Source organism: Pseudomonas tohonis (assembly GCF_012767755.2).
In the GTDB taxonomy this organism is placed as follows: domain Bacteria; phylum Pseudomonadota; class Gammaproteobacteria; order Pseudomonadales; family Pseudomonadaceae; genus Metapseudomonas; species Metapseudomonas tohonis.
In genome coordinates this window covers 2616958-2642565 of record NZ_AP023189.1, presented here as the reverse complement: position 1 = coordinate 2642565, position 25608 = coordinate 2616958, and the positions used below count along the sequence as shown (strand labels likewise).

General features: G+C 63.7%; 21 protein-coding genes. 14 read left to right on the top strand and 7 right to left on the bottom strand.

Going from position 1 to position 25608, the window contains the following annotated elements; genetic code table 11:
* Nucleotides 1–232 precede the first annotated feature (232 nt).
* The 9 genes from HSX14_RS12180 to HSX14_RS12140 all read left to right on the top strand — a co-directional run bounded on the left by HSX14_RS12180 (nucleotide 233) and on the right by HSX14_RS12140 (nucleotide 12057).
* Nucleotides 233–628, top strand: coding sequence for a MerR family transcriptional regulator (locus HSX14_RS12180; RefSeq protein ID WP_021218137.1), 396 nt, complete (start codon nucleotides 233–235; stop codon nucleotides 626–628).
* Between the two features lie 43 nt (nucleotides 629–671).
* Nucleotides 672–1835 carry an isovaleryl-CoA dehydrogenase gene (locus HSX14_RS12175; RefSeq protein WP_173180051.1) on the top strand — a complete coding sequence of 388 codons (1164 nt, stop codon included), beginning with the start codon at nucleotides 672–674 and terminating at the stop codon, nucleotides 1833–1835.
* 93 nt (nucleotides 1836–1928) lie between these two features.
* The gene (locus HSX14_RS12170) at nucleotides 1929–3536 is read left to right on the top strand and encodes a carboxyl transferase domain-containing protein (RefSeq protein WP_173180053.1); all 1608 of its coding nucleotides are present in this window, start codon (nucleotides 1929–1931) and stop codon (nucleotides 3534–3536) included.
* A gap of 91 nt (nucleotides 3537–3627) precedes the next feature.
* Nucleotides 3628–4425, top strand: coding sequence for a gamma-carboxygeranoyl-CoA hydratase (locus tag HSX14_RS12165; protein WP_173180055.1), 798 nt, complete (start codon nucleotides 3628–3630; stop codon nucleotides 4423–4425).
* A gap of 70 nt (nucleotides 4426–4495) precedes the next feature.
* Nucleotides 4496–6439 (top strand): acetyl-CoA carboxylase biotin carboxylase subunit, encoded by a 1944-nt coding sequence (locus HSX14_RS12160; protein WP_173180057.1) that lies wholly within the window; start codon nucleotides 4496–4498, stop codon nucleotides 6437–6439.
* 124 nt (nucleotides 6440–6563) lie between these two features.
* A complete protein-coding gene (locus HSX14_RS12155; protein ID WP_173180059.1) occupies nucleotides 6564–7472 on the top strand; it encodes a hydroxymethylglutaryl-CoA lyase in 909 nt (302 codons plus the stop codon).
* A gap of 738 nt (nucleotides 7473–8210) precedes the next feature.
* Complete coding sequence (locus HSX14_RS12150) at nucleotides 8211–9683, top strand: asparagine synthase-related protein (protein ID WP_173180061.1); 1473 nt, start codon at nucleotides 8211–8213, stop codon at nucleotides 9681–9683.
* A gap of 31 nt (nucleotides 9684–9714) precedes the next feature.
* Entirely contained in the window at nucleotides 9715–10344 is a 630-nt protein-coding gene (locus tag HSX14_RS12145; RefSeq protein WP_173180063.1) for a lasso peptide biosynthesis B2 protein, read from the top strand.
* A gap of 21 nt (nucleotides 10345–10365) precedes the next feature.
* A complete protein-coding gene (locus tag HSX14_RS12140) occupies nucleotides 10366–12057 on the top strand; it encodes an ATP-binding cassette domain-containing protein (protein WP_173180065.1) in 1692 nt (563 codons plus the stop codon).
* Nucleotides 12058–12103: 46 nt separating this feature from the next.
* Here HSX14_RS12140 and HSX14_RS12135 read toward each other — a convergent pair whose 3' ends face one another.
* From HSX14_RS12135 to HSX14_RS12120, 4 genes are all read right to left on the bottom strand, one after another.
* Nucleotides 12104–13522, bottom strand: coding sequence for a short-chain fatty acid transporter (locus HSX14_RS12135; RefSeq protein ID WP_173180067.1), 1419 nt, complete (start codon nucleotides 13520–13522; stop codon nucleotides 12104–12106).
* 284 nt (nucleotides 13523–13806) lie between these two features.
* Nucleotides 13807–14985, bottom strand: coding sequence for an acetyl-CoA C-acetyltransferase (locus HSX14_RS12130; RefSeq protein WP_175384252.1), 1179 nt, complete (start codon nucleotides 14983–14985; stop codon nucleotides 13807–13809).
* 106 nt (nucleotides 14986–15091) lie between these two features.
* Nucleotides 15092–15748 (bottom strand): CoA transferase subunit B, encoded by a 657-nt coding sequence (locus HSX14_RS12125; protein WP_173180323.1) that lies wholly within the window; start codon nucleotides 15746–15748, stop codon nucleotides 15092–15094.
* A gap of 30 nt (nucleotides 15749–15778) precedes the next feature.
* Nucleotides 15779–16474 (bottom strand): CoA transferase subunit A, encoded by a 696-nt coding sequence (locus tag HSX14_RS12120; protein ID WP_173180322.1) that lies wholly within the window; start codon nucleotides 16472–16474, stop codon nucleotides 15779–15781.
* 122 nt (nucleotides 16475–16596) lie between these two features.
* Between HSX14_RS12120 and HSX14_RS12115 the strand changes: the two genes are divergently transcribed.
* From HSX14_RS12115 to HSX14_RS12100, 4 genes are all read left to right on the top strand, one after another.
* Complete coding sequence (locus HSX14_RS12115) at nucleotides 16597–17511, top strand: LysR family transcriptional regulator (protein WP_173180321.1); 915 nt, start codon at nucleotides 16597–16599, stop codon at nucleotides 17509–17511.
* A 107-nt stretch (nucleotides 17512–17618) separates the two neighbouring features.
* A complete protein-coding gene (locus tag HSX14_RS12110; protein WP_173180320.1) occupies nucleotides 17619–19574 on the top strand; it encodes an acetoacetate--CoA ligase in 1956 nt (651 codons plus the stop codon).
* Between the two features lie 157 nt (nucleotides 19575–19731).
* The gene (locus HSX14_RS12105) at nucleotides 19732–20703 is read left to right on the top strand and encodes a DUF4431 domain-containing protein (RefSeq protein ID WP_173180319.1); all 972 of its coding nucleotides are present in this window, start codon (nucleotides 19732–19734) and stop codon (nucleotides 20701–20703) included.
* Nucleotides 20704–20778: 75 nt separating this feature from the next.
* Nucleotides 20779–21537, top strand: a complete 759-nt coding sequence (locus HSX14_RS12100) for a substrate-binding periplasmic protein (RefSeq protein WP_228723578.1) — start codon at nucleotides 20779–20781, stop codon at nucleotides 21535–21537.
* 72 nt (nucleotides 21538–21609) lie between these two features.
* Here the strand turns inward: HSX14_RS12100 and HSX14_RS12095 are convergent, their stop codons facing one another.
* Nucleotides 21610–22812 carry a PilT/PilU family type 4a pilus ATPase gene (locus tag HSX14_RS12095; RefSeq protein ID WP_373874793.1) on the bottom strand — a complete coding sequence of 401 codons (1203 nt, stop codon included), beginning with the start codon at nucleotides 22810–22812 and terminating at the stop codon, nucleotides 21610–21612.
* A gap of 157 nt (nucleotides 22813–22969) precedes the next feature.
* Between HSX14_RS12095 and HSX14_RS12090 the strand changes: the two genes are divergently transcribed.
* Complete coding sequence (locus tag HSX14_RS12090; RefSeq protein ID WP_044409048.1) at nucleotides 22970–23248, top strand: peptidylprolyl isomerase; 279 nt, start codon at nucleotides 22970–22972, stop codon at nucleotides 23246–23248.
* Nucleotides 23249–23315: 67 nt separating this feature from the next.
* On the opposite strand, the gene HSX14_RS12085 is transcribed toward HSX14_RS12090, so the two are convergent.
* Together HSX14_RS12085 and HSX14_RS12080 are read right to left on the bottom strand one after the other, a co-directional pair.
* Nucleotides 23316–23594: a hypothetical protein gene (locus HSX14_RS12085; RefSeq protein WP_173180317.1), complete on the bottom strand. Its 279-nt coding sequence runs from the start codon at nucleotides 23592–23594 to the stop codon at nucleotides 23316–23318.
* A 192-nt stretch (nucleotides 23595–23786) separates the two neighbouring features.
* Nucleotides 23787–25376: an ABC-F family ATPase gene (locus HSX14_RS12080; protein ID WP_173180316.1), complete on the bottom strand. Its 1590-nt coding sequence runs from the start codon at nucleotides 25374–25376 to the stop codon at nucleotides 23787–23789.
* Nucleotides 25377–25608 lie beyond the last annotated feature (232 nt).

Below are 25608 nucleotides of genomic sequence, written 5' to 3'. Positions count from 1 at the left end.
CATCCGTACTCCAGCGCCCTCCTCGCCCGGCACCTGTATGGGAGCCCGGCGGCAGGGTCGCCCAGAATGTCTACACCCGCCTTCCGGCGCCGTAAAGAGTCGTGTCGTCCGTGGGCATGGCGAGCAATCTTCGCGCCAGAAGGGGCCAGCGGAACGACCGTGACGAGCGTTGACAGGCAGGTTCGCACAGGTTTACGTTAACGTAAAGGTAAACACAGCCGAGCCCGTTTCCATGTCCAAGACCTACAGCATTTCCGACCTCGCCCGCGAACTGGATGTGACCACCCGCGCCATCCGCTTCTACGAGGAGCAGGAGATGCTCTTCCCCGAACGCCGGGGCCAGGAGCGCATCTACAGCCCCAAGGACCTGGTGGCGCTGAAGCTGATCCTGCGCGGCAAGCGCATCGGCTTCTCCCTCGCCGAGTGCAAGGAGCTGATCGACCTCTACGACCCGAGCAGCGGCAACCGCAAGCAGCTGGAGACCTTCATGGAGAAGATCGCCGCCCGCCGCGCGCAGCTGGAACAGCAGCTGCTCGACATCCAGCAGATGCAGCTGGAGCTGGACACCGCCGAGGAACGCTGCCTGGCCGCCCTCGCCGAAACCAAGAAACAGGGCGCCAGCGCCTGACCCGACAACCCGTTTCCCGACAATCACAAGCACAGGTGGAACCATGACTTACCCGAGCCTGAACTTCGCCCTCGGCGACACCATCGACATGCTGCGCGAGCAGGTGCAGCACTTCGTCGCCGCCGAACTGGCGCCCCGCGCGGCCCAGGTGGACAGCGAGAACGCCTTCCCCATGGACATGTGGAAGAAGTTCGGCGAGATGGGCCTGCTCGGCATCACCGTGCCCGAGGAGTTCGGCGGCGCGGGCCTGGGCTACCTGGCCCACGTGGTGGCCATGGAGGAGATCAGCCGCGGTTCCGCCTCGGTCGCCCTCTCCTACGGCGCCCACTCCAACCTGTGCGTCAACCAGATCAACCGCAACGGCACCGCCGAGCAGAAGCACAAGTACCTGCCCAAGCTGATCAGCGGCGAGCACGTCGGCGCCCTGGCCATGAGCGAGCCCAACGCCGGCTCCGATGTGGTCTCCATGAAGCTGCGCGCCGACCGCAAGGGCGACCGCTTCGTGCTCAACGGCAGCAAGACCTGGATCACCAACGGCCCCGACGCCAACACTTACGTGATCTACGCCAAGACCGACCTGGACAAGGGCCCCCACGGCATCACCGCCTTCATCGTCGAGCGCGACTGGAAGGGGTTCTCCCGCAGCAACAAGTTCGACAAGCTCGGCATGCGCGGCTCCAACACCTGCGAGCTGTTCTTCGATGACGTCGAGGTGCCGGAGGAAAACATCCTCGGCGTGCTCAATGGCGGCGTGAAGGTGCTGATGAGCGGGCTCGACTACGAGCGCGTGGTGCTCTCAGGCGGCCCCACTGGGATCATGCAGGCGTGCATGGACGTGGTGGTGCCCTACATCCACGACCGCAAGCAGTTCGGCCAGAGCATCGGCGAGTTCCAGCTGATCCAGGGCAAGGTCGCCGACATGTACACCCAGCTCAACGCCAGCCGCGCCTACCTCTATGCCGTGGCCCAGGCCTGCGACCGCAGCGAGACCACCCGCAAGGACGCCGCCGGGGTGATCCTCTACACCGCCGAGCGCGCGACGCAGATGGCCCTGGACGCGATCCAGATCCTTGGCGGCAACGGCTACATCAACGAATTCCCCGCCGGCCGCCTGCTGCGCGACGCCAAGCTCTACGAGATCGGCGCCGGCACCAGCGAGATCCGCCGCATGCTGATCGGGCGCGAGCTGTTCAACGAAACCAAGTAAGCACATTAGCCGGAAGCCCAAAGCTGGAAGCTGGACGCACGCACTGCTCACTTCCAGCCTCCAGCTTCCGGCTTCAAGCTCGCGGAGCCTCGAATGACCATTCTCACTACCCAACTGAATCCGCGCTCCCCCGACTTCGCCGCCAACGCCGCGGCGATGGGCGAGCAGGTCGGCGCGCTGCGCGAGCTGCTGGCGCGCGTCCATGAAGGCGGCGGCGCCAAGGCCCAGGAACGCCACACTTCGCGAGGCAAGCTGCTGCCGCGCGAGCGCATCAACCGCCTGCTCGACCCCGGCTCGCCCTTCCTCGAGATCGGCCAGCTGGCCGCCCACGAGGTGTATGGCGAGGACGTGCCCGCCGCCGGCGTGGTGGCCGGCATCGGCCGCGTGGAAGGCGTCGAATGCATGATCGTGGCCAACGACGCCACGGTGAAAGGCGGCTCCTACTACCCGCTGACGGTGAAGAAACACCTGCGCGCCCAGGCCATCGCCCGGGAAAACCGCCTGCCGTGCATCTACCTGGTGGACTCCGGCGGCGCCAACCTGCCGCGCCAGGACGAGGTCTTCCCCGACCGCGAGCACTTCGGCCGCATCTTCTTCAACCAGGCCAACATGAGCGCCCTGGGCATCCCGCAGATCGCCGTGGTCATGGGCTCCTGCACCGCCGGTGGCGCCTACGTGCCGGCGATGAGCGACGAGACCATCATGGTGCGCAACCAGGCCACCATCTTCCTCGCCGGCCCGCCGCTGGTGAAGGCCGCCACCGGCGAGGTGGTGAGCGCCGAGGACCTGGGCGGCGCCGACGTGCACTGCAAGACCTCGGGCGTGGCCGACCACTACGCCGAGGACGACGCCCACGCCCTGGCGCTCGCGCGCCGCAGCATCGCCAACCTCAACTGGCGCAAGCTCGGCCAGCTCAACCACCGCCAGCCGGTGCCACCGCGCTACGCGGCGGAGGAGCTGTACGGGGTGATCCCGGCGGACGCCAAGCAGCCCTTCGATGTGCGCGAGGTGATCGCACGCCTGGTGGACGGCTCCGAGTTCGATGAATTCAAGGCCCTGTTCGGCACCACCCTGGTGTGCGGCTTCGCCCACCTCAACGGCTACCCGATCGCCATCCTCGCCAACAACGGCATCCTCTTCGCCGAGGCCGCGCAGAAAGGCGCGCACTTCATCGAACTGGCCTGCCAGCGCGGCATCCCGCTGCTGTTCTTGCAGAACATCACAGGCTTCATGGTCGGCCAGAAGTACGAGGCCGGCGGCATCGCCAAGCACGGCGCCAAGCTGGTCACCGCCGTGGCCTGCGCCAGGGTGCCGAAGTTCACCGTGATCATCGGCGGCAGCTTCGGCGCCGGTAACTACGGCATGTGCGGCCGCGCCTACGACCCGCGCTTCCTGTGGATGTGGCCCAACGCGCGCATCGGCGTGATGGGCGCCGAGCAGGCCGCCGGGGTGCTGGCCCAGGTCAAGCGCGAGCAGAGCGAACGCGCCGGGCAGGTGTTCAGCGCCGAGGAAGAGGCCCGCCTCAAGCAGCCGATCCTCGACCAGTACGAGCGCCAGGGGCACCCCTACTACTCCAGCGCGCGGCTCTGGGACGACGGCGTGATCGACCCGGCGCAGACCCGCGAGGTGCTCGCCATGGCGATCTCCAGCGCGCTCAACGCGCCGATCGAGCCGACCACCTTCGGCGTGTTCAGGATGTGAAAAAACCAGCCGCAAGCTGCAAGCCGCAAGCCCCAGGGGGCGCGGCTCGCACTTGCAGCTTGCCGCTTGAAACGTGCAGCTGGGGAACCCCATGACCGACTTCGACACCCTGCAACTGGAGTTCGCCGACAACGGCGTCGCCACCCTCTGGCTCAACCGCCCGGAGAAGAACAACGCGTTCAACGCCGGCATGATCCGTGAGCTGATCCTCGCCATCGAAACCGTCAAGAGCGCCGCCAACGTGCGCTTCCTGATGCTGCGCGGCCGGGGCCGGCACTTCTCCGCCGGCGCGGATCTCGCCTGGATGCAGGAGTCCGCGCGCCTCGACTACAACGCCAACCTGGACGACTCCCGCGAGCTGGCCGAGCTGATGTACAACCTCTACCAGCTCAAGGTGCCGACCCTCGCCGTGGTGCAGGGCGCGGCCTTCGGCGGCGCACTGGGCCTGATCAGCTGCTGCGACATGGCCATCGGCGCCAGCGACGCGCAGTTCTCCCTGTCCGAGGTGCGCATCGGCCTGGCCCCGGCGGTGATCAGCCCCTTCGTGGTCCAGGCCATCGGCGAGCGCGCCGCGCGCCGCTACGCCCTCACCGCCGAACGCTTCAGCGGCGAGCGCGCCCGCGAACTGGGCCTGCTCGCCGAGTGCTACCCGGCGGAGGAACTGGAACAGGCGGTGCAGGACTGGACCGCCAACCTGCTGCTGAACAGCCCCCAGGCCATGCGTGTGAGCAAGGAGCTGATGCGCGAAGTCGGCAGCGGTGCCCTCAGCCCCAACCTGCGCCGCTACACCGAGAACGCCATCGCCCGCATTCGCGTCAGCCCCGAGGGGCAGGAAGGGCTCACGGCCTTCCTGGAGAAGCGCAAGCCGGGGTGGCAAACGAACAGCTAGAAGCCGGAAGCCAGAAGCTGGAAGCAATCGCAGCCAGCACTAGCCCCCAGCTCGCCAAAGGAGCAGAACAATGATTACAACCTTGCTGATCGCCAACCGTGGCGAAATCGCCTGCCGGGTGATGCGCACCGCCAAGGCCCTGGGCCTGACCACCGTGGCCGTGCACAGTGAAATCGATCGCCACGCCCGCCACGTGCGCGAGGCGGACATGGCGGTGAACCTGGGGGGCGCCAAGCCCTCGGAAAGCTACCTGCTGGCCGAGCGCATCATCGCCGCCGCCCAGGCCAGCGGTGCCCAGGCCATCCACCCCGGCTACGGCTTCCTCTCCGAGAACGCCGCCTTCGCCCGTGCCATCGAGGCTGCCGGCCTGGTGTTCCTCGGCCCGCCGGCCAGCGCCATCGACGCCATGGGCAGCAAGTCCGCCGCCAAGGCGCTGATGGAAGACGCCGGCGTGCCCCTGGTGCCCGGCTACCACGGCGAGGCCCAGGACCTGGAAACCTTCCGCACCGCCGCCGAGCGCATCGGCTACCCGGTGCTGCTCAAGGCCGCCGCCGGAGGTGGCGGCAAGGGCATGAAGGTGGTCGAGCGCGAAGCCGAGCTGGGCGAAGCCCTGGCCTCGGCCCAGCGTGAAGCCCAGTCGGCCTTCGGCGACGCGCGGATGCTGGTGGAGAAGTACGTCCTCAAGCCGCGCCATGTGGAGATCCAGGTGTTCGCCGACCGCCACGGCCACTGCCTGTACCTCAACGAGCGTGATTGCTCGATCCAGCGCCGCCACCAGAAGGTGGTCGAGGAAGCCCCCGCCCCCGGCCTGTCGCCGGAGCTGCGCCGCGCCATGGGCGAAGCCGCCGTGCGCGCCGCCCAGGCCATCGGCTACGTCGGTGCCGGCACCGTGGAATTCCTCCTCGACGAGCGTGGCGACTTCTTCTTCATGGAGATGAACACCCGCCTGCAGGTGGAGCATCCGGTCACCGAGGCCATCACCGGCCTGGACCTGGTGGCCTGGCAGATCCGCGTCGCCCGGGGCGAGGCGCTGCCCATCACCCAGGAGCAGGTGCCGCTGAACGGCCACGCCATCGAAGTGCGCCTCTACGCGGAAGACCCGCAGCAGGACTTCCTCCCCGCCAGCGGCCGCCTCGCGCTGTACCGCGAACCCGCCGCCGGCCCCGGCCGCCGGGTGGACAGCGGCGTCGCCGAGGGCGATGAGGTGTCGCCCTTCTATGACCCGATGCTGGCCAAGCTGATCGCCTGGGGCGAGACCCGCGAGGAAGCCCGCCAGCGCCTGCTGGCCATGCTCGACGAAACCGCCGTGGGCGGCTTCGCCACCAACCTGGCCTTCCTCCGCCGCGTGCTGGCCCACCCCGCCTTCGCCGCCGCCGAACTGGACACCGGCTTCATCGCCCGCCACCAGGAGCAACTGCTGCCCGCCCCTGCCGCGCGGCCCGAAGCCTTCTGGCAGGTCGCCGCCGAAGCCTTCCGCCAGGGCAGCGCCGCCCGCCTGCGCGAGGACGACCCGCATTCACCCTGGAGCCGCAACGATGGCTGGCGCCCCGGGCTGCCCAGCGAGGTGGACCTGCACCTGGCCTGTGGCGAGGAACGCCAGGTGGTGCGCCTGCGCGGCACCGCGCCGAGCCCGATCCGCCTCGAAGGCGAACGCCTGTGGCAGGAACAGGACGGCATCACCCGCCAGCGCCTGGCGATCCGCCGGGGCAACACCCTCTACCTGGAGTGGGACGGCGAGCTGCAACGCGTGGAACAGGTCGACCCGGTGGCCGAGGCCCAGGCCGGGCACGCCCACCACGGAGGGCTGACGGCGCCCATGAACGGCAGTATCGTGCGCATCCTGGTGGAAGCCGGTCAGGCCGTCGAAGCGGGCACCGCCCTGGTGGTGCTGGAAGCGATGAAGATGGAGCACAGCATCCGCGCGCCGCACGCCGGCACCGTCAAGGCGCTGTACTGCAGCGAAGGCGAACTGGTCGCCGAAGGCACCGCGTTGGTGGAGCTGGAAGAGGCCTGAGAGGGCGACGCCCCGTAGGGTGGATGTCGCTCTTTACATCCACCAACCTGGCCCGGCCCAGCCTACGGAGAAGAATTGCGATGAACCCGGCTCGGCACCGCCGATGAATGAGAGAGATGACGCGATGACGATTCCCAAGAAGGTCCGCCTGGTCGAAGTCGGCCCCCGCGATGGCCTGCAGAACGAGAAGCAACCCATCAGCGTGGCCGACAAGGTGCGCCTGGTGGACGACCTCTCCGCCGCCGGCCTCGGCTACATCGAGGTGGGCAGCTTCGTCTCGCCCAAGTGGGTGCCGCAGATGGCCGGCAGCGCCGAGGTGTTCGCCGGCATCACCTACCGCCCGGGCGTCACCTACGCCGCCCTGGCACCGAACATGAAGGGCTTCGAGGCCGCCCTGGAAGCCGGGGTGAAGGAAGTGGCGGTGTTCGCCGCCGCCTCCGAAGCCTTCTCGCAGAAGAACATCAATTGCTCCATCGCCGAGAGCCTGGAGCGCTTCGTGCCGCTGATGGACGCGGCGCGGGCCAACGGCATCCGCGTGCGCGGCTACATCTCCTGCGTGCTGGGCTGCCCCTACGAGGGCGAGGTGCCCGCCGGACAGGTGGCCGCCATCGCCGCCCAGCTGGACGCCATGGGCTGCTATGAAGTCTCCCTCGGCGACACCATCGGCACCGGTACCGCCGGCGCCACTCGCCAGCTGTTCGAAGTGGTGGGCGCCAGGGTGCCGCGCGAGCGTCTCGCCGGGCACTTCCACGACACCTACGGCCAAGCCGTGGCCAACGTCCACGCCGGCCTGCTGGAAGGCATCGCCGTGTTCGACAGCTCCGTCGCCGGCCTCGGCGGCTGCCCCTACGCAAAGGGCGCCACCGGCAACGTCGCCACGGAAGACCTGCTCTACCTCATGAACGGCATGGGCATCGAAACCGGCATCGACATGGACCGCCTGGTGGACGCCGGCCAACGCATCTGCGCCGTGCTCGGCAAGGAAAACGGCTCCCGCGTCGCCCGCGCGCTGCTGGCCAAGCGGAGCAGATAGTTCCGGTCTACTTGCCATTTTCAAAAATTAACGCTGGGGTCTCATCCACCCCACAGGCAACGATCTCTGCAACCAGGAAGGCGGAGCCAGTCCGCCACCTACCCGCTCCTGAATTTGCAGTTCAAGCGTTCGCATAGATTCCGCTCCCTATCGGCTAACCAAGGCCAAATAAATCCATCTGTTATCCCCGCTCCTTCGCGAAATTTTATTCGCCGCTTTTTGGCAATAAGAAACCGGGCCTGACGTGATCGAAAACAGCGGTCCTTTTAACGCCTATCGCTTCCCTCCTGAAAACTCCCAATATAACGATCAGACCGCTGCGTACGAATTCAGGACCCCACCCGTAAGACCATTCAAAAAACTACTGTTATAAAAAGTCTACACGCCAAGTATTTTTCCATCTCCAATCACAACCCTAAGAAAATTCGCAAGCAACACCACTACCTTTCGCCAGTCTTCATAAGCCGCCACCCGCTGAAATTCATATCCTTTTAAAAGAGCATCAAGTGGCATCACAGTGATGCAGTTAAAGGAGTGAATTCTAATGTTCAAAAAAATCAGGCCTTTGAAAACCAATTCCTTCGTAACAATCAAAGCAAGCACCTCTACCAAGGGGCGCGGAGGCGGTGCAATTATGGAGGGGAAATTCTGGATCTATCGAGGAAAATGGAACTAACGCAGCCAAGAAGACCCTCTTCATGAGGGTCTTCCTTTAAAAAACGGAATGGATACCGATCAATGATATTTGAGGCGATCAAACTAATAACAAGGGAAAGCGAAAACTCTTTCAAAAGTTGGAAGATAACTAAAAACAAGTTAGCAAAAACCGTAAAAATCGCCATTTGCAATGAACATATAACGATAACCAACCCTATCGATAATCACATCATACTTCACATAGAAATCACAAAAAACCGCATAGTAATTTCAAATCAAATAATTAACATACTCACTGAAAAATCAAGGCTTTCCAGACCAGCCATCCTCCGATACTTAAACAATACCAAACAGCTTGGAGATTCAATCTGGGAAAATATTTATACCATTACACCGGGTACGTCTGGAAAAATCAGAGCCGACCTTTCAATAAGAATATCTATAGACATCCCAAAGGCAGTTCGATGCGATCCAGCCGAAACCCTTACCGAAGTAATAAGCAAGCAAACTCGCGGTCAAAATATTTCGGTTAGATTTTCTGGGGGTATAGAATCAACGGCGATTTTAGCGGCCTGCAAAGCTATAGCCGACCCCAGAAATATAGTAGCAACGACGTGGTACTCTGAAGCTGAAGGCTATAACTCCGACGTTTCAGAGTCGAGTAGGATTGCGAGAATTCTACAAATTGAGCACCTTCTGGTTCCAATTGATGAGAGCAGATTATTTACAATCCCCTCAACGATGAACCTGCCAGCTTATCCGTCTCCGGCTCTAGCTTTTTCCGGCATTCTAGAAATCTTAGATAGGCACGCCACTGAGCACTTCGGAGGTCGTGCGCCTATAGTTCTAGATGGGCATGGAGGCGATCATGCTTTCCTGGAGCATCCAGACCCCAGGTTATTGCGTAACTGTATTGGCAATAATTTCTTCAAAAAACTTAATGAATACTGCGACCTTAACGCAACCAGCTACTCAAGAGTAATAAAACGAATTCTTTTAGGTCCTGAGCCGCACAAAAATAACATTCTTATCAAGAAATATCGCAAGCAACGCCAGCTCCCTGATTTAACGAAAACCACAAACCGTCTAAGAGCGGAGATAATCCAAGAAGCGCTCGAGGAAATCTGCATAACACCATCTAGGCCAGAAGAAAAAATACTCTACCCATTTCTCCACTCGCCAATGATTGAATGCGCCTTAGCATTTGAGATATCTGAAGCATTCAATTCAAGTCTTAGCAGGATTGCCTTCAGGAAGTCCGCAGCAAAAGCGTTTGGGAATGGCCTTTTCACTAGAGATAACAAGGGCTCTGTAACCGGTTCCTTTCAAAAAGCCCTTAGCCTTCAGCGAGAAAGGCTCTTAGCCATTATAGAAAATGGCTATTGCACGAAAGAGAAATTAATTGATTTATCTAAATTCAAGAGCGCCTATAACATTTCTGCGCAAGGAGCGGAAGGGCTCAACTATGAAATGATGAAAATACTAAACCTTGAGCTATTAATATCGTATTCCTTTAATAAATTGAAGCGACTAACAAGCAATGCAATTTTCTAAATATGTGCACCATGTCGTAATCAACGACGAAATGGTAATTCTCGACGAACCAGGAGACAAGTACTGGCTGCTTAGCCACTCGGACACCCAAGCAGTTATCCATGCTGTGCAATCGAGGCTTGACACATACCCACCCGAACTTCAAGAGCTCGTACAATGTAAAATACTAACCCTTGAGAGAGGAACTGCCCACATTAATATAGGCTCTCCTAGAAAGCTTGGATTAAATAATCACGAGTGGTCTCAATCCTTCAAAGCAAATTTAACCAAAGTTTCAGCTTTCTCAATCATAAAAGCCTCCCTCGCACTAACCCTCTCCTTCATCACAACAAAGACATTTGGCCTACACAAAACCCTGAACCTTATAAGGAAGATAAAAAGAAATCGCCTCAGCACATGCAAGCTTGAATTAAAAGAGCTTCAGCAAATATCTTCCAGCATAAAACAGGCATCTAAAATCTTGCCTTTCAGTACATCATGCTTGCAGCATTCAATATGCACCTTCCTTCTCTGCGCAATTAAGGGAGAGGTTGTCACACTCAAAATCGGAGTAAAAACTTATGATTTTTTTGCCCATGCCTGGACGGAAAGTGATAGCGGTTTGGTTATAGGCGACAAACAAGAAATCCCTGAATCACTTCATGAAATCCTCTCTATCTAGCAAGAGATCATTATTCCGACCATGAGCACCAAACTATCTCATTCCTACCGTAACGCGCTCGACATAACTAAACAAAAATACCCGGCATTCTTCAGAGACTTCTCATTAGTACTTGCTATTATTTTATTCATTTCCGCGTTCAGCTCTATCGTACCGCTACTTTTGAGGGAGTCAGCAAATTTACTGAGCAACTCTTCTACCGAGAGAAGCCTTTTATATATAGTTGTCTCTGCCTATGCACTAGCCTGGACAGTCAGCAATGCAATGGAATGGCTCAAAAGCATAGCAACCTCTTATGTCATGGTACGCTGCGATGCGTCTTTTTATAGATCACTATTCGAATGCTTCTTAAAGCTCACCCCAGAAAATCATAAAATCCTAACAAAGGGAGAGATTCTTTCAGATTTTGACAGATCAATGACAAGTTTTGGACAAATCAATCAAACACTATTCTGGACTCTAGCACCATTAGCCTTCGAATTAATTCTTGTATTCATCATCTTGTGGAAATCAACGAGCCTAGCCTTCTCCTTCGCATTTTTAGTTTCCATCACCCTGCTATTTCTTATCGCAATATGGGTATCACAAAGAACAGAAGACGTGCACCTGGACTGTTTCAATGCAGTAAATGAACTTACTGAGTTCCTGTCTGAAAAAATTGATGCAACCAACGAAATACTTATAAACGCCTCGCAACCTAGAGAATCAAGAAAAATCAAAAGCGTCATTCATAATTATACAAAGGCTATCTTCAAAGCAAACTCACGAATGGCTCTCCTACTAAGCTTGCAAGTCATTGCGATCGGTATGACCCTCCTCGCATTCACCCTTACATCGGCCAACCTTACACTTAATAACCAATTCTCGGTCGGCGACTTTGTGATGGTGGTCTCCTATGTCGTCCAGCTAACAGCCCCATTCGCAGTAATCGCCAGCTCCTTAGTCGGCCTGAAGAGAGATCATCTTGCACTGGAGGCCGGCCTCAAATATTTCAAGCTCACCGCCCCCTCTCCAAGCGGTACAACTCAGTGCAAAAAATCCTCTATATTGTTCAAGATAGACAAATATCAAACCGAGCATATCAAACCACTGTCCACCAACATCCAGCTCGGAAAGACCTACGCAATCTGCGGCCCTTCCGGCAGCGGAAAGACAACATTAATCAATAGTATGATCGGGTTAAATCGCACCTATACAGGTTCCATAGCCCTCTTCGGGGCGGACCTGAAGACCCTTTCGTCCGATGCGGTAATTGACCAAATAAGCGTTGTCCAACAAACCCCATTCATCTTTTCGGGAACGGTTCGTGAAAACCTGCTTTACGGCACGGACAGGGTGGTGGATGACAGCGAGCTGATTGAAGTAATTGACGCACTAGACCTTCACCTGAGCGACGATGTCAGCACAAATAGCCTAGACATAGCTGTCGGTGGAGAAAACCGTTCACTTTCAGGGGGGGAGCAACAGCGAATTGGCATTGCCAGAGCAGTATTACGTCAGAAACGTATAATTATTCTCGATGAACCAACTTCCGCTCTAGATGAAAACACTGCAAAAAAAGCGCTTCGTTTCCTTAGGTCACAGGGTGGTACTTTGATCTTTGCCAGCCATCAAGGCTCCATCATAGAAATGGCGGATGAGATAGTGCGTATAGAACTTATGACACACGCCGAGAGCTTCAATGAAGCAGAATCGGATTGGGCGCAGCGTTGACTGCGCCCAACATCCATCGCTGTTTACCTAACCTCGCCTTTCCCCATCACGGCATCACCGGCGGCACGTATTCCAGGGTGGTGCCCAGGGCCCACAGCAGCACCAGCACCAGTGGGGTGTGCACCAGCAGCTGGACGAAGGAGAAGCCGATCAGGTCGCGCGCCTTCAGGCCCAGCACGCCCAGCAGGGGCAGCATGTAGAAGGGGTTGATCAGGTTCGGCAGCGCCTCGGCGGCGTTGTAGATCTGCACCGACCAGCCCAGGTGGTAGCGCAGCTCGTTGGCCACCTGCATCACGTAGGGCGCCTCGATGATCCACTTGCCGCCACCGGAGGGAATGAAGAAGCCCAGCACGGCGGAGTACACGCCCATCAGCAGCGCGTAAGTGTCGTGGGAGGCGATCTGCACGAAGAAGGTGGAGATGTGGTGCGCCAGGGTCTGGCCGTCGCTGCCGTTGACGGTGGTCATCAGCGCGGCGATGGAGCCGTACAGCGGGAACTGGATCAGCACCCCGGTGGTGGTCGGCACGGCGCGGGCCACGGCGTCGAGGAAGCTGCGCGGGCGCCAGTGCAGCAGTGCGCCGGCCATGATGAACAGCAGGTTGTAGGTGTTGAGCCCGGAGATGGCGGTGATCGCCGGCTTGCTGGCGAACTCCTGGGCCAGCCAGCCACCGGCCAGCACCACCAGCATGATGATCAGCAACGGGCTGTGCTCCAGCCACTCGCCCGGGCGGGTCGGCTTGGGCTGAGGCGGCGCGGTGAAGCTCGGGTCCACGCCACAGGCCTTGGCGTCACGGGCGCTGGCCGCGCTGGGCGCGGTCATGTAGGCGATGGCAAGGGACACCAGGATCAGCGCCAGCAGCATCACGCCCGATTGCCAGAGGAAGATGGTCTCGGTGAAGGGGATCACGCCGGTGATGGCGAGGATGGACGGCGGCAGGCTGGCCGGGTTGGCCTGCAACTGCGCGGCGGAGGACGACAGCCCCAGTGCCCACACGGCGCCCAGGCCGAGGTAGGCGGCGGCACCGGCGGCGCGGTAGTCCATCTTGATGTCTTCACGGCGGGCCAGGGCGCGCACCAGCAGGCCGCCGAACACCAGGGACAGGCCCCAGTTGAGCAGCGAGGCGAGCATGGAGATCAGCGCCACCCAGGCCACCGCCGAGCGGCCGTTCTTCGGCACCCGCGCCAGCAGGTCGATGAGCCGCGATGCCGGGCCGGAGCTGGCGACCACATAGCCGCCGATGACCACGAAGGCCATCTGCATGGTGAAGGGGATCAGGCTCCAGAACCCGTCACCGAAGGCCTTGGCCGTGGCGCTGGCGGGTGCGCCCATGGCCAGCACGGCGACGGTGACGATCAGGACCGCCAGCGCGGCGAATACCCAGGAGTCAGGGAACCAGCGCTCGGCCCAGGCTGAGCAGCGCATGGCGAAACGGGCGGAACGGCTTTCTTCGAGTTGCGTGACCATCGGTCTACCTCACTTTTATTCTTGTCGGCATGGCACGGCCGGGGCCGGGCACCGGATAAGGGTTGGAACCAGCACGAGGGTCTTTGCCCCCTGTTTGCCTGAAACGACGACGCCACGCCCCAGGGCGTGGAATGCGTCTTGCGCCGCTCGGTGAGCGGTGCGGTGCGTGATGCAATTCCCGGCGCAACCTTTATCCGTAGGTCGTCACCGGGCGCAGCGGAGCCCAGCACGGGAGGCTGGGCCGGGTGATGCGTCGGGCCGGGTTCCTCGGCCCGACTGGAGGCTTAACGCTCGATCGCCAGGGCCACGCCCTGGCCGCCGCCGATGCACAGGGTCGCCAGGCCCTTCTTCGCATCGCGCTTGATCATCTCGTGCAGCAGGGTCACCAGTACGCGGCAGCCGGAGGCGCCGATGGGGTGGCCGATGGCGATGGCGCCGCCGTTGACGTTGACCTTATCGGCATCCCAGCCCAGCTCCTGGCCCACGGACAGGGCCTGGGCGGCGAAGGCTTCGTTGGCTTCGATCAGGTCCAGCTCGCCGAGGTTCCAGCCGGCCTTTTCCAGGCAGCGCCTGGTGGCCGAGACCGGGCCGATGCCCATGATCGCCGGGTCGACGCCGGCGTTGGCGTAGGCCGCGATGCGCGCCAGCACCGGCAAGCCCAGGGCCTTGGCTTTTTCGGCGCTCATCAGCAGCACGGCGGCGGCGCCGTCGTTGAGGCTGGAGGCGTTGCCGGCGGTGACGCTGCCGTCCTTCTTGAACGCCGGCTTGAGCTTGGCCAGGGATTCGGCGGTGGTGCCGGCGCGGGGCTGCTCGTCGGTGGCGAAGGCGACGGGCTCGCCCTTCTTCTGCGGGATCAGGATGGGGGTGATCTCATCCTTGAAGCGCCCGCCCTCGATGGCCGCGCAGGCCTTCTGCTGGGAAGCGGCGGCGAAGGCGTCCTGGGCTTCACGGCTGATGCCGTACTTCTCCACCAGGTTCTCGGCGGTGATGCCCATGTGGTAGTCGTTGAAGGCGTCCCACAGGCCGTCCTGGATCATGGTGTCGACCAGCTTGGCGTGGCCCATGCGCAGGCCGGGGCGGGCGCCGGGCATGACGTAGGGGGCGAGGCTCATGCTTTCCTGGCCGCCGGCGATGATCACCTCGGCGTCGCCGCAGCGAATCGCCTGGGTCGCCAGGTGCAGGGCCTTGAGGCCGGAGCCGCAGACCTTGTTCAGGGTCATGGCCGGCACGGCGTGGGGCAGGCCGGCGAGGATGGCGGCCTGGCGCGCGGGGTTCTGGCCGGAACCTGCGGTGAGCACCTGACCGAGGATGACCTCGTCCACCTGGGCGCCGTCGAGGCCGGTCTGGGCCAGCAGCTGGCGGATCACCGCGGCGCCCAGCTCAGGGGCGGGGATGTTGGCCAGCGAGCCCTGGAAGCTGCCGACGGCGGTGCGGGTGGCGGCGACTATGACGACGTCTTGCATGTTCGGTTCTCCTGCGGGGCCACGCCGCACGGGCATGGCCGATGAACAAAAGACCGCCCCGTGGACGAAGCGTGCGTGGCGTTTCGTCCGCGGGGCGGCAGAGCAATCAGAAGCTCATTTCGATCACGTCATCCGGGACGATCAGCTTGCCGGCGGTCTTGGCGACGATCTCCTCGATGCTGACGCCCGGGGCGCGCTCGCGGAGGATGAAGGCGCCGTCCTCGATCTCCAGGTAGGCCAGGTCGGTGAGCACCTTGCGGATGCAGCGGCAGCCGGTGAGCGGCAGGCTGCAATGCTTGAGCAGCTTGGACTCGCCGTCCTTGGAGGCGTGGGTCATGGTGACGATGATGTTGTCGGCGCCGGCCACCAGGTCCATCGCGCCGCCCATGCCCTTGACCAGCTTGCCGGGGATCATCCAGGAGGCGATGTTGCCCTGCACGTCCACCTCGAAGGCGCCCAGCACCGTGAGGTCGACGTGGCCGCCACGGATCATGGCGAAGGATTCGGCGGAGTCGAAGATCGCCGCGCCCTTGCTGGCGGTGACCGTCTGCTTGCCGGCGTTGATCATGTCGGCGTCGACTTCCTCCTCGGTGGGGAAGGCGCCCATGCCCAGCAGGCCGTTCTCGGATTGCAGCATCACTTCCATGCCCTCGGGCACGTAGTTGGCCACCAGGGTGGGGATGCCGATCCCCAGGTTCACGTAGTAGCCGTCCTTCAGTTCGCGGGCCACGCGCTGGGCCATCTGTTCGCGGGTCAGTGCCATGTCGTTTTCCTCGGATTCTTCTTGTCGTGGTCAGCGAGTGGTGCGCTTTTCGATGCGCTTCTCGAAGGTGCCCTGAATGATGCGATCGACGTAGATGCCCGGGGTGTGGATCTGGCTCGGGTCCAGCTCGCCGGGCTCGACGATCTCCTCCACCTCGACCACGGTGATGCGGCCGGCGGTGGCCACCACCGGGTTGAAGTTCTGTGCGGTGTGGCGGTAGATCACGTTGCCGTAGCGGTCGGCCTTCCAGCCCTTGACGATGGCGAAGTCGCCGGTGATGGCCGGCTCGAGGATGTAGGGGCGGCCGTTGAATTCGCGGGCCTCCTTGCCTTCGGCGACCGGGGTGCCGTAGCCGGTGGCGGTGTAGAAGGCGGGGATGCCGGCGCCGCCGGCGCGCAGCTTCTCGGCGAGGGAGCCCTGGGGGGTGAGCTCGACTTCCAGTTCGCCGCTGAGCAGCTGCTGCTCGAACAGGGCGTTCTCGCCGACGTAGGAGGCGATCATCTTGCGGATCTGCCGGTCTTCCAGCAGCACGCCGAGGCCGAAGCCATCGACGCCGCAGTTGTTGGAGACCACGGTGAGGTCGCGCACGCCACGGCAGCGGATCTCGGCGATCAGGTTCTCGGGGATGCCGCACAGGCCGAAGCCCCCGGCGAGGACGGTCATGCCGTCGGTGAGCCCTTCGAGGGCTTCCTCGTAGCTGCCTACGCGCTTGTCGAGTCCACTCATGGTGCTGCCTCTTGTGATTGTCTTTGGCCCGGCGCATGGCCGGCGAGTGGGCCCAAGCTTCTCCTCGTTCGACTCATTTGTTAATTTTGTTTTTCCTCGCTATTGATCGGCAAAACAAATCAATGACCGTCAAGCAACTGCGTGCCTTCCTCGCCGTCGCCCAGAGCCTGAGCTTCGCCCAGGCCTGCGAGCGCCTGCACCTGTCCCAGCCGGCGCTGTCCCTGGCGATCAAGAACCTGGAGGAATCGCTCGGCGGCCAGTTGCTGGTGCGCACCACCCGCAGCGTGGCGCTTACGCCGGAGGGCGAGACCCTGCTGCCCATCGCCCGGCGCCTGCTGGCGGACTGGGACAACGCCGAGGAGCTGCTGCGCCAGCACTTCACCCTGCAACTGGGCAAGGTGGCCATCGCCGCCATGCCCTCCTTCGCCGGCAACCTGCTGCCGGTGGGCCTCAAGGCCTTCCGCGACCGCCACCCGAAGGTCAACGTCGCGGTGCACGACGTGATCAACGAACAGGTGCTGGAGATGGTGCGCAACCACCGTGTCGAGCTAGGCATCGCCTTCGAGCCGGAGTCCCTCGACGGCCTGGCCTTCACGCCCTTCTACAGCGACCGTTTCGTCGCCGTGGTGCCCGGCGATTGCCCGCTGGCCGAGCGCCGGGAAGTGAGCTGGGCGGAGCTGCTGGGCGAGCCCTTCATCACCCTGCAACGTCCCTCCGCCGTGCGCCTGCTGCTGGAGGAGCGGGTGGCGGCGCGGCACGGCCGGCTGCCGGTGGCCCTGGAGAGCCACCAGTTGGTGACGGTCGGGCGCATGGTCGCCCAGGGCCTGGGCGTGAGCGCGGTGCCCAGCCTGTGCATCCAGCAGATGGAGGAACTGGGCGCCCGCTGCATCGCCCTGCGCGACCCGCAGATCGAGCGTCGCGTGGGCCTGCTGTGGCTCGCCGGGCACACGCTTTCCACCGCCGCTCAGGCCCTGGCCGACGCGCTGCTGCACCTGCGCGACTGGAATCGCCAGGGGCCTGCGGAACCCGGCGAGTGAGACCACCCCTAACCTTGTACCGGCGCGGCCGCCCACGGCCCGTGCCATGCTATGGACATCGCCCGCCAGCGCAGTGGGCCCAGCCGTAGAAGAAGAGGAGTCGCCCGATGAGCCAGCCCCTGTGGACCCCCAGCGCGGAACGCATCGCCGCCACGCGGATGGACGCCTTCCGCCGCGAGATCGCCCGCCGCCACGGCCTCGACCTGCCCGACTACGCCGCCCTGCACGCCTGGAGCGTCGAGCAGCGGGAAGCCTTCTGGCAGGCCCTGGTGGACGCCTTCGACGTGAATTTCCACACACCGCCCCGCACGGTGCTGGAGGAAGGCCCGGCAATGCCCAGCGCCCATTGGTTCCCCGGGGCCACCCTGAACTTCGCCGAGCACCTGCTGCGCCGCCGCGATGACCACCCGGCGCTGGTGGCCGTGGCCGAGGACGGTCGCCGCGAGCCGCTCAGCCACGCCGAGCTGGCCGCCCACGTCGCCGGCCTGCAGCAGCGCCTGGCCGCCGCCGGGGTGGGCATCGGCGACCGCGTGGCGGCCTTCATGCCCAACACCTGGCAGACGGTGGTGGGCATGCTCGCCACCGCCAGCCTCGGCGCCACCTGGTCGTCCTGCTCGCCGGACTTCGGCACCCAGGGGGTGATCGACCGCTTCGGCCAGATCGAACCCAAGGTGCTGATCGCCGCCGCCGGCTACCACTACGCCGGCAAGGCCCTGGACCTGACCGCCAAGCTCAATGAAATCCTCCAGCGCCTGCCCACCCTCGCCCAACTGGTGGTGGTGCCCTATGCCCGCCCCGAGGCCCGCGCCGAAGACTTCGCCACCGCCGCCCGCGTCAGCCTGTGGGACGACTTCTACCGCCCCGGCGGCGAACCCGCGTTCGTTCCGGTGCCCTTCGAGCAGCCGCTGTACATCCTCTATTCCAGCGGCACCACCGGGGTGCCCAAGTGCATCGTCCACGGCGTCGGCGGCACCCTGCTGCAGCACCTCAAGGAACACGCCCTGCATGGCGACCTGAAGGCCGACGACACGCTGTTCTACTTCACCACCTGCGGCTGGATGATGTGGAACTGGCTGGCGTCCGGCCTGGCCCTGGGCGCCACCCTGGTGCTCTACGACGGCTCGCCGTTCCACCCCGGCCCCGAGCGGCTGATGGACCTGATCGACGCCGAGGGCATCAGCATCTTCGGCACCAGCGCCAAGTACCTCGCGGCGCTGCAGAAGGCCGGCGCACGGCCGCGCCAGAGCCATCGGCTGGAGCGCCTCAAGACGCTGCTCTCCACCGGCTCGCCCCTGGCCCACGAGGGCTTCGACTACGTCTACCGCGAGATCAAGGCCGAGCTGTGCCTGTCGTCCATCTCCGGCGGCACCGACATCGTCTCCTGCTTCGCCCTCGGCAACCCGGTGCTGCCGGTGCGGCGCGGCGAGCTGCAATGCAAGGGCCTGGGCATGGACGTGCAGGTGTGGGACGAGCACGGCCAGCCGGTGCACGGCGAGAAGGGCGAGCTGGTCTGCACCCGGCACTTCCCTTCCATGCCGGTGGGCTTCTGGAACGACCCGGACGGCGAGAAATTCCGCGCGGCCTACTTCGAGACCTTCCCCGGCGTCTGGGCCCACGGCGACTACGCCGAGGAGACCGCCCATGGTGGCCTGGTGATCCACGGCCGCTCGGATGCCGTGCTCAACCCCGGCGGCGTGCGCATCGGCACGGCCGAGATCTACCGCCAGGTTGAGAAGGTCGAACAGGTGCTGGAGTCCATCGCCATCGGCCAGGACTGGCAGGGCGACGTACGCGTGGTGCTGTTCGTGCGCCTGCGCGAGGGCGTGGCGCTGGACGACGCCTTGCAGGCGCGCATCCGCCAGGTGATCCGCGACAACACCACGCCGCGCCACGTGCCGGCGAAGATCATCGCCGTCGCCGATATCCCCCGCACCCTCAGCGGCAAGATCGTCGAGCTGGCGGTGCGCAATGTCGTCCACGGCCGCCCGGTGAAGAACACCGACGCCCTGGCCAACCCCCAGGCACTGGAGCTGTTCAGGGTCCTGCCGGAGCTGGCGCGGTGAAGGCGACGAGGCCGTAAGTCGGGTGCAACCCGACGGCTGCATGGCACCCGCGGGCTTCACCCGCCCTGCGAACCCCATCACGCTTGCACCAACGGCCAAGGGAATGGCCGGGGCAGCGGCGCTACCATGGCGGCCTCATCCGTACCTGGAACCCGAGATGGATCTCATCCCCCGCGCCCTCCTCTGCCTGGGCCTGTGCCTGCCCACCCTCGCCCTGGCCACCCCGTGCCAGGAGTTCGAACCCGCCACCGCACGCCTGGAAGGCAAGCTGGAGCGCCAGACCCACCCTGGCCCGCCCAACTTCGAAAGCATCGAGAACGGCGACGAGGCGCGCACCGGCTTCTACCTGGTACTGGCCGAGCCCGCCTGTGTGAAAGGCAATGACTACGAGACCGACATGGGCGCCGAGCAGGACGTGCGCCTGGTGCAACTGGTGCTGGACGAGGCCGGCTACAGGAAGCTCGAACCGCACCTGGGCCAGCAGGTGACCCTCGCCGGCCACCTGTTCTCAGCCGAGACCGCCTTCCACTACGCCCCGCTGCTGATGCAGGACGTGCAGAGGGTGGAAGACCAGCCGACCGCCAGCGCCGACTGCGAGGCCCTGGCCGCCAAGGCCGCCGACGCCCCCGGCTTCCATCCGCCCTGGTGGGGCACGGTGCAGGGCGAGGGCCGGCTGCACTTCCACAGCGCGCCGGACAAGGCCTGCGCCATCCCCGGGCTGTTCATCATCCCCGGTGACGGGGTGACCATCTACGCCGCCGAGAACGGCTGGATGCAGGTCATGTACATCAATTCCAGGGGCGAGGATTTCACCGGCTGGGTGGATGAAAACCGGCTGGATGCCGGCCCGTCGCGCAGCGAGGACGACGGCCAGCCCGAGGAGCGAGGCGAACCCGCCGCGGCCGCAGCCGACCTACCCGGGGACGTGGCCTCCTTCGCCGAGCGCTACGCCAATTGCGAACACTTCCTCGGCGAGGACCCCTACGACGCGGAACGCGCCAAGGAGCTCGCCCAGGCGGTGGAGGAGCTGTGCACCGGCATCGACGCCCAGCTCGATGCGCTGCGCCAGCGCTACAGGGACGATGCGGCCGCCACCCAGGCCCTGGCCGGCTACGAGAAGGTGGAGTGACCCCTCCGGCGAGCCGTCCCGGGCCGGCGACGGCCTCTCCTATACTCCTGGCGTCGCCCTGAAACGGACCCTGCCGTGCTCGCCAGAACCCTGTGCCTCGCCGCCCTGCTCTGCTGCGCCTCCCAGGCTTGCGCCCGGCTCCAGCAGGTCGACCTGTACCTGCCCGATGCGCCCCCATTGACGATGCTGGAAGCCGGCGCCAGCCACGGCATGGTCGGCGACGCCACCCTGCTGGCGCTCAAGCGTGCCGGCTATCAGGTGCGGATCCTCGTCGCACCCTGGGCGCGGGCGCAGAAACGCACGATGGAGGGCCGCGACATCCTCGTCATCCCACTGTCACGCACACCGGATCGCGAGGCCTCCTACACCTGGATCGCACCGATCATGGAATTGCAACGGGCCTTCTTCACCCTCGACGAGCCGGTGAAGGACTTCGCCGAGGCCCGCGCCCGCTACCGCCAGATCGGCGTCGGCCTGGGCACCGCGCAGAACGAGATCCTCCGCCGCGAAGGCTTCGACGGCGGGCAGATACGCTCCCTGGTGCTGGGCGACAAACCCGCGCAGCTGCTGGAGATGGGGCGCATCGACGCCTGGTTCACCGGCGTCCCCGAGGGGCTCTACATCTGGCCCAGGGTCTCGCACCAGCGCCTGCGCATGAGCCCGCCCCTGGCGGCCACCGACCTCTACCTCGCCTGCTCCCTGGCCTGCGACCCGCAGCTGGTGGACGACCTGCGTACGGCCATCGACGCCCTGCGCGCGGACGGCAGCCTGAAGCGCATCCAGGCGCGGTATCTGAAGGACGCCCAGCCGCTACTGGAACAACAGGCTCCGTAGGTCGGGCGCAACCCGACATGAGCCCATTCAAGCCTCGCGGGTTTCACCCGCCCTCAGGGTTGGCGGAAGGGTTCAGTAGTGCTTGCCCGGGTCTTCCGGCGGCGGCTCGTCCTCGGGCAGTTCTTCGAGCTTGAGCTCCAGGCCCCAGCTGGCGGCGTCCTGGGTCGGGGTGGCCTGGGGCGTCGGCGCGGGGGGCGGGGTGGGTGCGGCGGTGGGCCGGGTGCCGGGGCCGTCACGGTGCAGCTTGAGCTTGAGGCGCAGGTTGTTGGCCGAGTCGGCGTTCTTGATCGCTTCCTCTTCCTGGATCGAGCCCTCCACCACCAGGTCGAACAGCGCCTGGTCGAAGGTCTGCATGCCCAGGGCCTTGGACTTCTCCATGATTTCCTTGATCGAGCTGAAGTCGCCACGCTTGATCAGGTCGCTGATGGTGGCGGTGCCCAGCAGCACTTCCACCGCCGCGCGGCGCTTGCCGTCGGAGGTGCGCACCAGGCGCTGGGAGACGAAGGCCTTGAGGTTGTTGCCCAGGTCGTTGAGCAGCTGCGGCCGGCGCTCCTCGGGGAAGAAGTTGATGATGCGGTCCAGCGCTTGGTTGGCGTTGTTGGCGTGCAGGGTGGAGATGGCCAGGTGGCCGGTGTCGGCGAAGGCCAGGGCGTGTTCCATGGTCTCGCGGTCGCGGATCTCGCCGATCAGGATCACGTCCGGCGCCTGGCGCAGGGTGTTCTTCAGGGCGGCGTGGAAGCTGCGGGTGTCCACCCCCACCTCGCGCTGGTTGATGATGGATTTCTTGTGCCGGTGCACGTACTCCACCGGGTCCTCGATGGTGATGATGTGCCCGCCGCTGTTGCGGTTGCGGTAGTCGATCAGCGCGGCCAGGGAGGTGGACTTGCCCGAGCCGGTGCCGCCGACGAAGAGCACCAGGCCGCGTTTTTCCATCACCACCTTGAGCAGCACCTCGGGGAGCTTGAGGTCCTCGAACTTCGGGATATCCAGCTTGATGTTGCGCGCGACGATGGAGACCTCGTTGCGCTGCTTGAAGATGTTGATGCGGAAGCGGCCGATGTTGGGCAGGGAGATGGCCAGGTTCATCTCCAGCTCGCGGTCGAATTCGCCGCGCTGCTCCGGGTCCATGATGGATTCGGCGATACGCGCCACGTCGCCCGGCTTGAGCGGGTCGGTGCCCAGCGGCTTGAGCACGCCGTTGAACTTGGCGCAGGGCGGCGCACCGGTGGACAGGTAGAGGTCCGAGCCATCCTGGGAGGCCAGAACCTTGAGCATCGAGGGGAGATCCATGGGGCGAACGTCCAAAGGGCATTTCGAATAACGGTAGGCGAATTTCGCCCGGCTTCCTGCGCGGTGAGGCGCAGCCGATGAACTGTATGGGCGCGCCGCGCGCTGGCACAATGAACGGCTCCACAAACCACGAGGAAATACCATGGCCAAGGCCCTTGCCCGCCACATCCTGGTCAAGACCGAGGCGGAAGCCGAACAGATCAAGCAGCGCCTGGCCAAGGGCGAGGACTTCGCCGTGCTGGCGAAGAAGCATTCCATCTGCCCTTCCGGCAAGCGCGGCGGCGACCTGGGCGAGGTGCGCCCCGGGCAGATGGTGCGGGTGATCGACCAGGTGATCTTCAAGAAGCCGGTGCGCACCATCCACGGCCCGGTGAAGAGCCAGTTCGGCTACCACCTGGTGCAGGTGTTCTTCAGGGACTGACGCCCCTGCCCGCCCCGCCTGAAACGAAAAAGCCCGGCACCTGGCCGGGCTTTTCGCATCCACCGCCTCACTTCATCGAGTTGGCGAAGGCGTTCCATTCCTCGGTGGCCTTCAGCGCGGCCTCGCGGTGCTTGCGCACGGCTTCGTTCTGCTCGGTGACGAAGGCGCTGATGCACTTGCTGTAGCTGTCCACGTCGCGGCTGAACTGGTCGCGGTGCGCTTCGTCGCGGAACTGCTTGGGCACCTCGGGCTTGTTGCAGTCGTGGCGGGGCTGGGCGGAGTCGGCGAAGGCCAGGGGGGAGGCCAGGGGGGAGGCCAGGAGAAGTATCGCGAGCGCTTTGTGCATGCTTTCCTCACGGGGTTTCCGGCGCGCGCCGGTTGGTTCGAGGGTGCCGATCCGTCGCGGGGCAGGGTCGGCCGGGGTCGTACTTTCCGGCATCCCGCCGGCCCGATCAAGTTCGGCGGCCCGGCCGGGCGGCCCGCAGGGCAGAAAAAAGCCCCGCATCGGCGGGGCTTTCTCGGGACGCTGGAGGGCGCGTCAGACGATCACGCCCTGGCTGCGCAGGTAGTCGTCGTAGGTGCCGCTGAAGTCGGTCACGCCGGTCTCCGAGAGCTCGATGATGCGGGTGGCCAGGGAGCCGACGAACTCGCGGTCGTGGCTGACGAAGATCAGCGTGCCCGGGTAGTTCTCCAGCGCCAGGTTGAGCGCCTCGATGGATTCCATGTCCAGGTGGTTGGTGGGTTCGTCCATCACCAGCACGTTGGGCTTCTTCAGGATCAGCTTGCCGAACAGCATGCGGCCCTGCTCGCCACCGGAGATCACCTTGACCGACTTGAGGATCTCGTCGTTGGAGAACAGCATGCGGCCGAGGGTGCCGCGCACCAGCTGCTCGCCGCCCTGGGTCCACTGGCCCATCCAGTCGAACAGGGTGACATCGTCTTCGAAGTCATGGGCGTGGTCCTGGGCGTAGTAGCCCAGCTCGGCGCTCTCGGTCCATTTCACGCTGCCGGCGTCCGGGGTCATCTCGCCCACCAGGGTGCGCAGCAGGGTGGTCTTGCCGATGCCGTTGGGGCCGATGATGGCGACGCGCTCGCCCGCCTCGATCTGCAGGTCCAGGCCCTTGAACAGCTGCTTGCCTTCGAAGCCCTTGGCCAGCTTCTCCACGGTGACCGCCTGGCGGTGCAGCTTCTTGTGCTGCTCGAAGCGGATGAAGGGGCTGACGCGGCTGGACGGCTTGACCTCGGCCAGCTGGATCTTGTCGATCTGCTTGGCGCGGGAAGTGGCCTGCTTGGCTTTCGAGGCGTTGGCGGAGAAGCGGCTGACGAAGGTCTGCAGTTCGGCGATCTGCGCCTTCTTCTTGGCGTTGTCGGCCAGGAGTTGCTCGCGCGACTGGGTCGCCGCGGTCATGTACTCGTCGTAGTTGCCCGGGAACAGGCGCAGCTCGCCGTAATCCAGGTCAGCCATGTGGGTGCACACGCTGTTGAGGAAGTGACGGTCGTGGGAAATGATGATCATGGTGCTGTTACGCGCCGTGAGGATGTTTTCCAGCCAGCGGATGGTGTTGATGTCCAGGTGGTTGGTCGGCTCGTCCAGCAGCAGCACTTCCGGGTCCGAGAACAGTGCCTGGGCCAGCAGCACGCGCAGTTTCCAGCCGGGCGCCACTTCGCTCATCGGGCCGAAGTGCTGGGCCAGCGGGATGCCCAGGCCGAGCAGCAGCTCGCCGGCGCGGGATTCGGCGGTGTAGCCGTCCATCTCGGCGAACTCGGTCTCAAGCTCGGCCACGGCCATGCCGTCTTCCTCGCTCATCTCCGGCAGGGAGTAGATGCGGTCACGCTCGGCCTTCACCCGCCACAGTTCTTCGTGCCCCATGATCACGGTGTCGATCACGGTGAAGTCTTCGTAGGCGAACTGGTCCTGGCGCAGCTTGCCCAGGCGTACGTTCGGCTCCAGCATCACCTGGCCGCCGGAAGGCTCCAGATCACCGCCGAGGATCTTCATGAAGGTCGACTTGCCGCAGCCGTTGGCGCCGATCAGGCCGTAGCGGTTGCCGTTGCCGAACTTGACGGAAACGTTCTCGAACAGCGGCTTGGGGCCGAACTGCATGGTGATGTTGGCGGTGGAGATCAAGGGGTCTACCTGTCAGATGTGTGCAGCTTTCGAATGTCGCCGGGTACCGGTCGGATACCCGTCTGGAGCGTTCGCAAGGCCCACCGGCCGGCGTCGTGGCCGACCCGTTGGGCATAGCGCAGGAGCAGCGCCCGGGCATGGGGCCCGTGCTGCCTGGCGATGAAAGCGGGGTTCATGTGAAAAAACGCGCGGATTGTCGCATAGCTGTGGCGACAGTTATACGGCAGCGTTC

Excerpts from the sequence above, each read along its gene's own strand:
- HSX14_RS12125 (WP_173180323.1), bottom strand. The coding sequence starts at position 15,748 with ATGGCACTGACCCGCGAACAGATGGCCCAGCGCGTGGCCCGCGAACTG.
- HSX14_RS12175 (WP_173180051.1), top strand. The coding sequence starts at position 672 with ATGACTTACCCGAGCCTGAACTTCGCCCTCGGCGACACCATCGACATG.
- HSX14_RS12155 (WP_173180059.1), top strand. The coding sequence starts at position 6,564 with ATGACGATTCCCAAGAAGGTCCGCCTGGTCGAAGTCGGCCCCCGCGAT.
- HSX14_RS12095 (WP_373874793.1), bottom strand. The coding sequence starts at position 22,812 with ATGCTCAAGGTTCTGGCCTCCCAGGATGGCTCGGACCTCTACCTGTCC.
- HSX14_RS12120 (WP_173180322.1), bottom strand. The coding sequence starts at position 16,474 with ATGAGTGGACTCGACAAGCGCGTAGGCAGCTACGAGGAAGCCCTCGAA.
- HSX14_RS12160 (WP_173180057.1), top strand. The coding sequence starts at position 4,496 with ATGATTACAACCTTGCTGATCGCCAACCGTGGCGAAATCGCCTGCCGG.
- HSX14_RS12130 (WP_175384252.1), bottom strand. The coding sequence starts at position 14,985 with ATGCAAGACGTCGTCATAGTCGCCGCCACCCGCACCGCCGTCGGCAGC.
- HSX14_RS12170 (WP_173180053.1), top strand. The coding sequence starts at position 1,929 with ATGACCATTCTCACTACCCAACTGAATCCGCGCTCCCCCGACTTCGCC.
- HSX14_RS12145 (WP_173180063.1), top strand. The coding sequence starts at position 9,715 with ATGGTAATTCTCGACGAACCAGGAGACAAGTACTGGCTGCTTAGCCAC.
- HSX14_RS12165 (WP_173180055.1), top strand. The coding sequence starts at position 3,628 with ATGACCGACTTCGACACCCTGCAACTGGAGTTCGCCGACAACGGCGTC.
- HSX14_RS12085 (WP_173180317.1), bottom strand. The coding sequence starts at position 23,594 with ATGCACAAAGCGCTCGCGATACTTCTCCTGGCCTCCCCCCTGGCCTCC.
- HSX14_RS12105 (WP_173180319.1), top strand. The coding sequence starts at position 19,732 with ATGGATCTCATCCCCCGCGCCCTCCTCTGCCTGGGCCTGTGCCTGCCC.
- HSX14_RS12115 (WP_173180321.1), top strand. The coding sequence starts at position 16,597 with ATGACCGTCAAGCAACTGCGTGCCTTCCTCGCCGTCGCCCAGAGCCTG.
- HSX14_RS12180 (WP_021218137.1), top strand. The coding sequence starts at position 233 with ATGTCCAAGACCTACAGCATTTCCGACCTCGCCCGCGAACTGGATGTG.
- HSX14_RS12140 (WP_173180065.1), top strand. The coding sequence starts at position 10,366 with ATGAGCACCAAACTATCTCATTCCTACCGTAACGCGCTCGACATAACT.
- HSX14_RS12110 (WP_173180320.1), top strand. The coding sequence starts at position 17,619 with ATGAGCCAGCCCCTGTGGACCCCCAGCGCGGAACGCATCGCCGCCACG.
- HSX14_RS12150 (WP_173180061.1), top strand. The coding sequence starts at position 8,211 with ATGATATTTGAGGCGATCAAACTAATAACAAGGGAAAGCGAAAACTCT.
- HSX14_RS12090 (WP_044409048.1), top strand. The coding sequence starts at position 22,970 with ATGGCCAAGGCCCTTGCCCGCCACATCCTGGTCAAGACCGAGGCGGAA.
- HSX14_RS12135 (WP_173180067.1), bottom strand. The coding sequence starts at position 13,522 with ATGGTCACGCAACTCGAAGAAAGCCGTTCCGCCCGTTTCGCCATGCGC.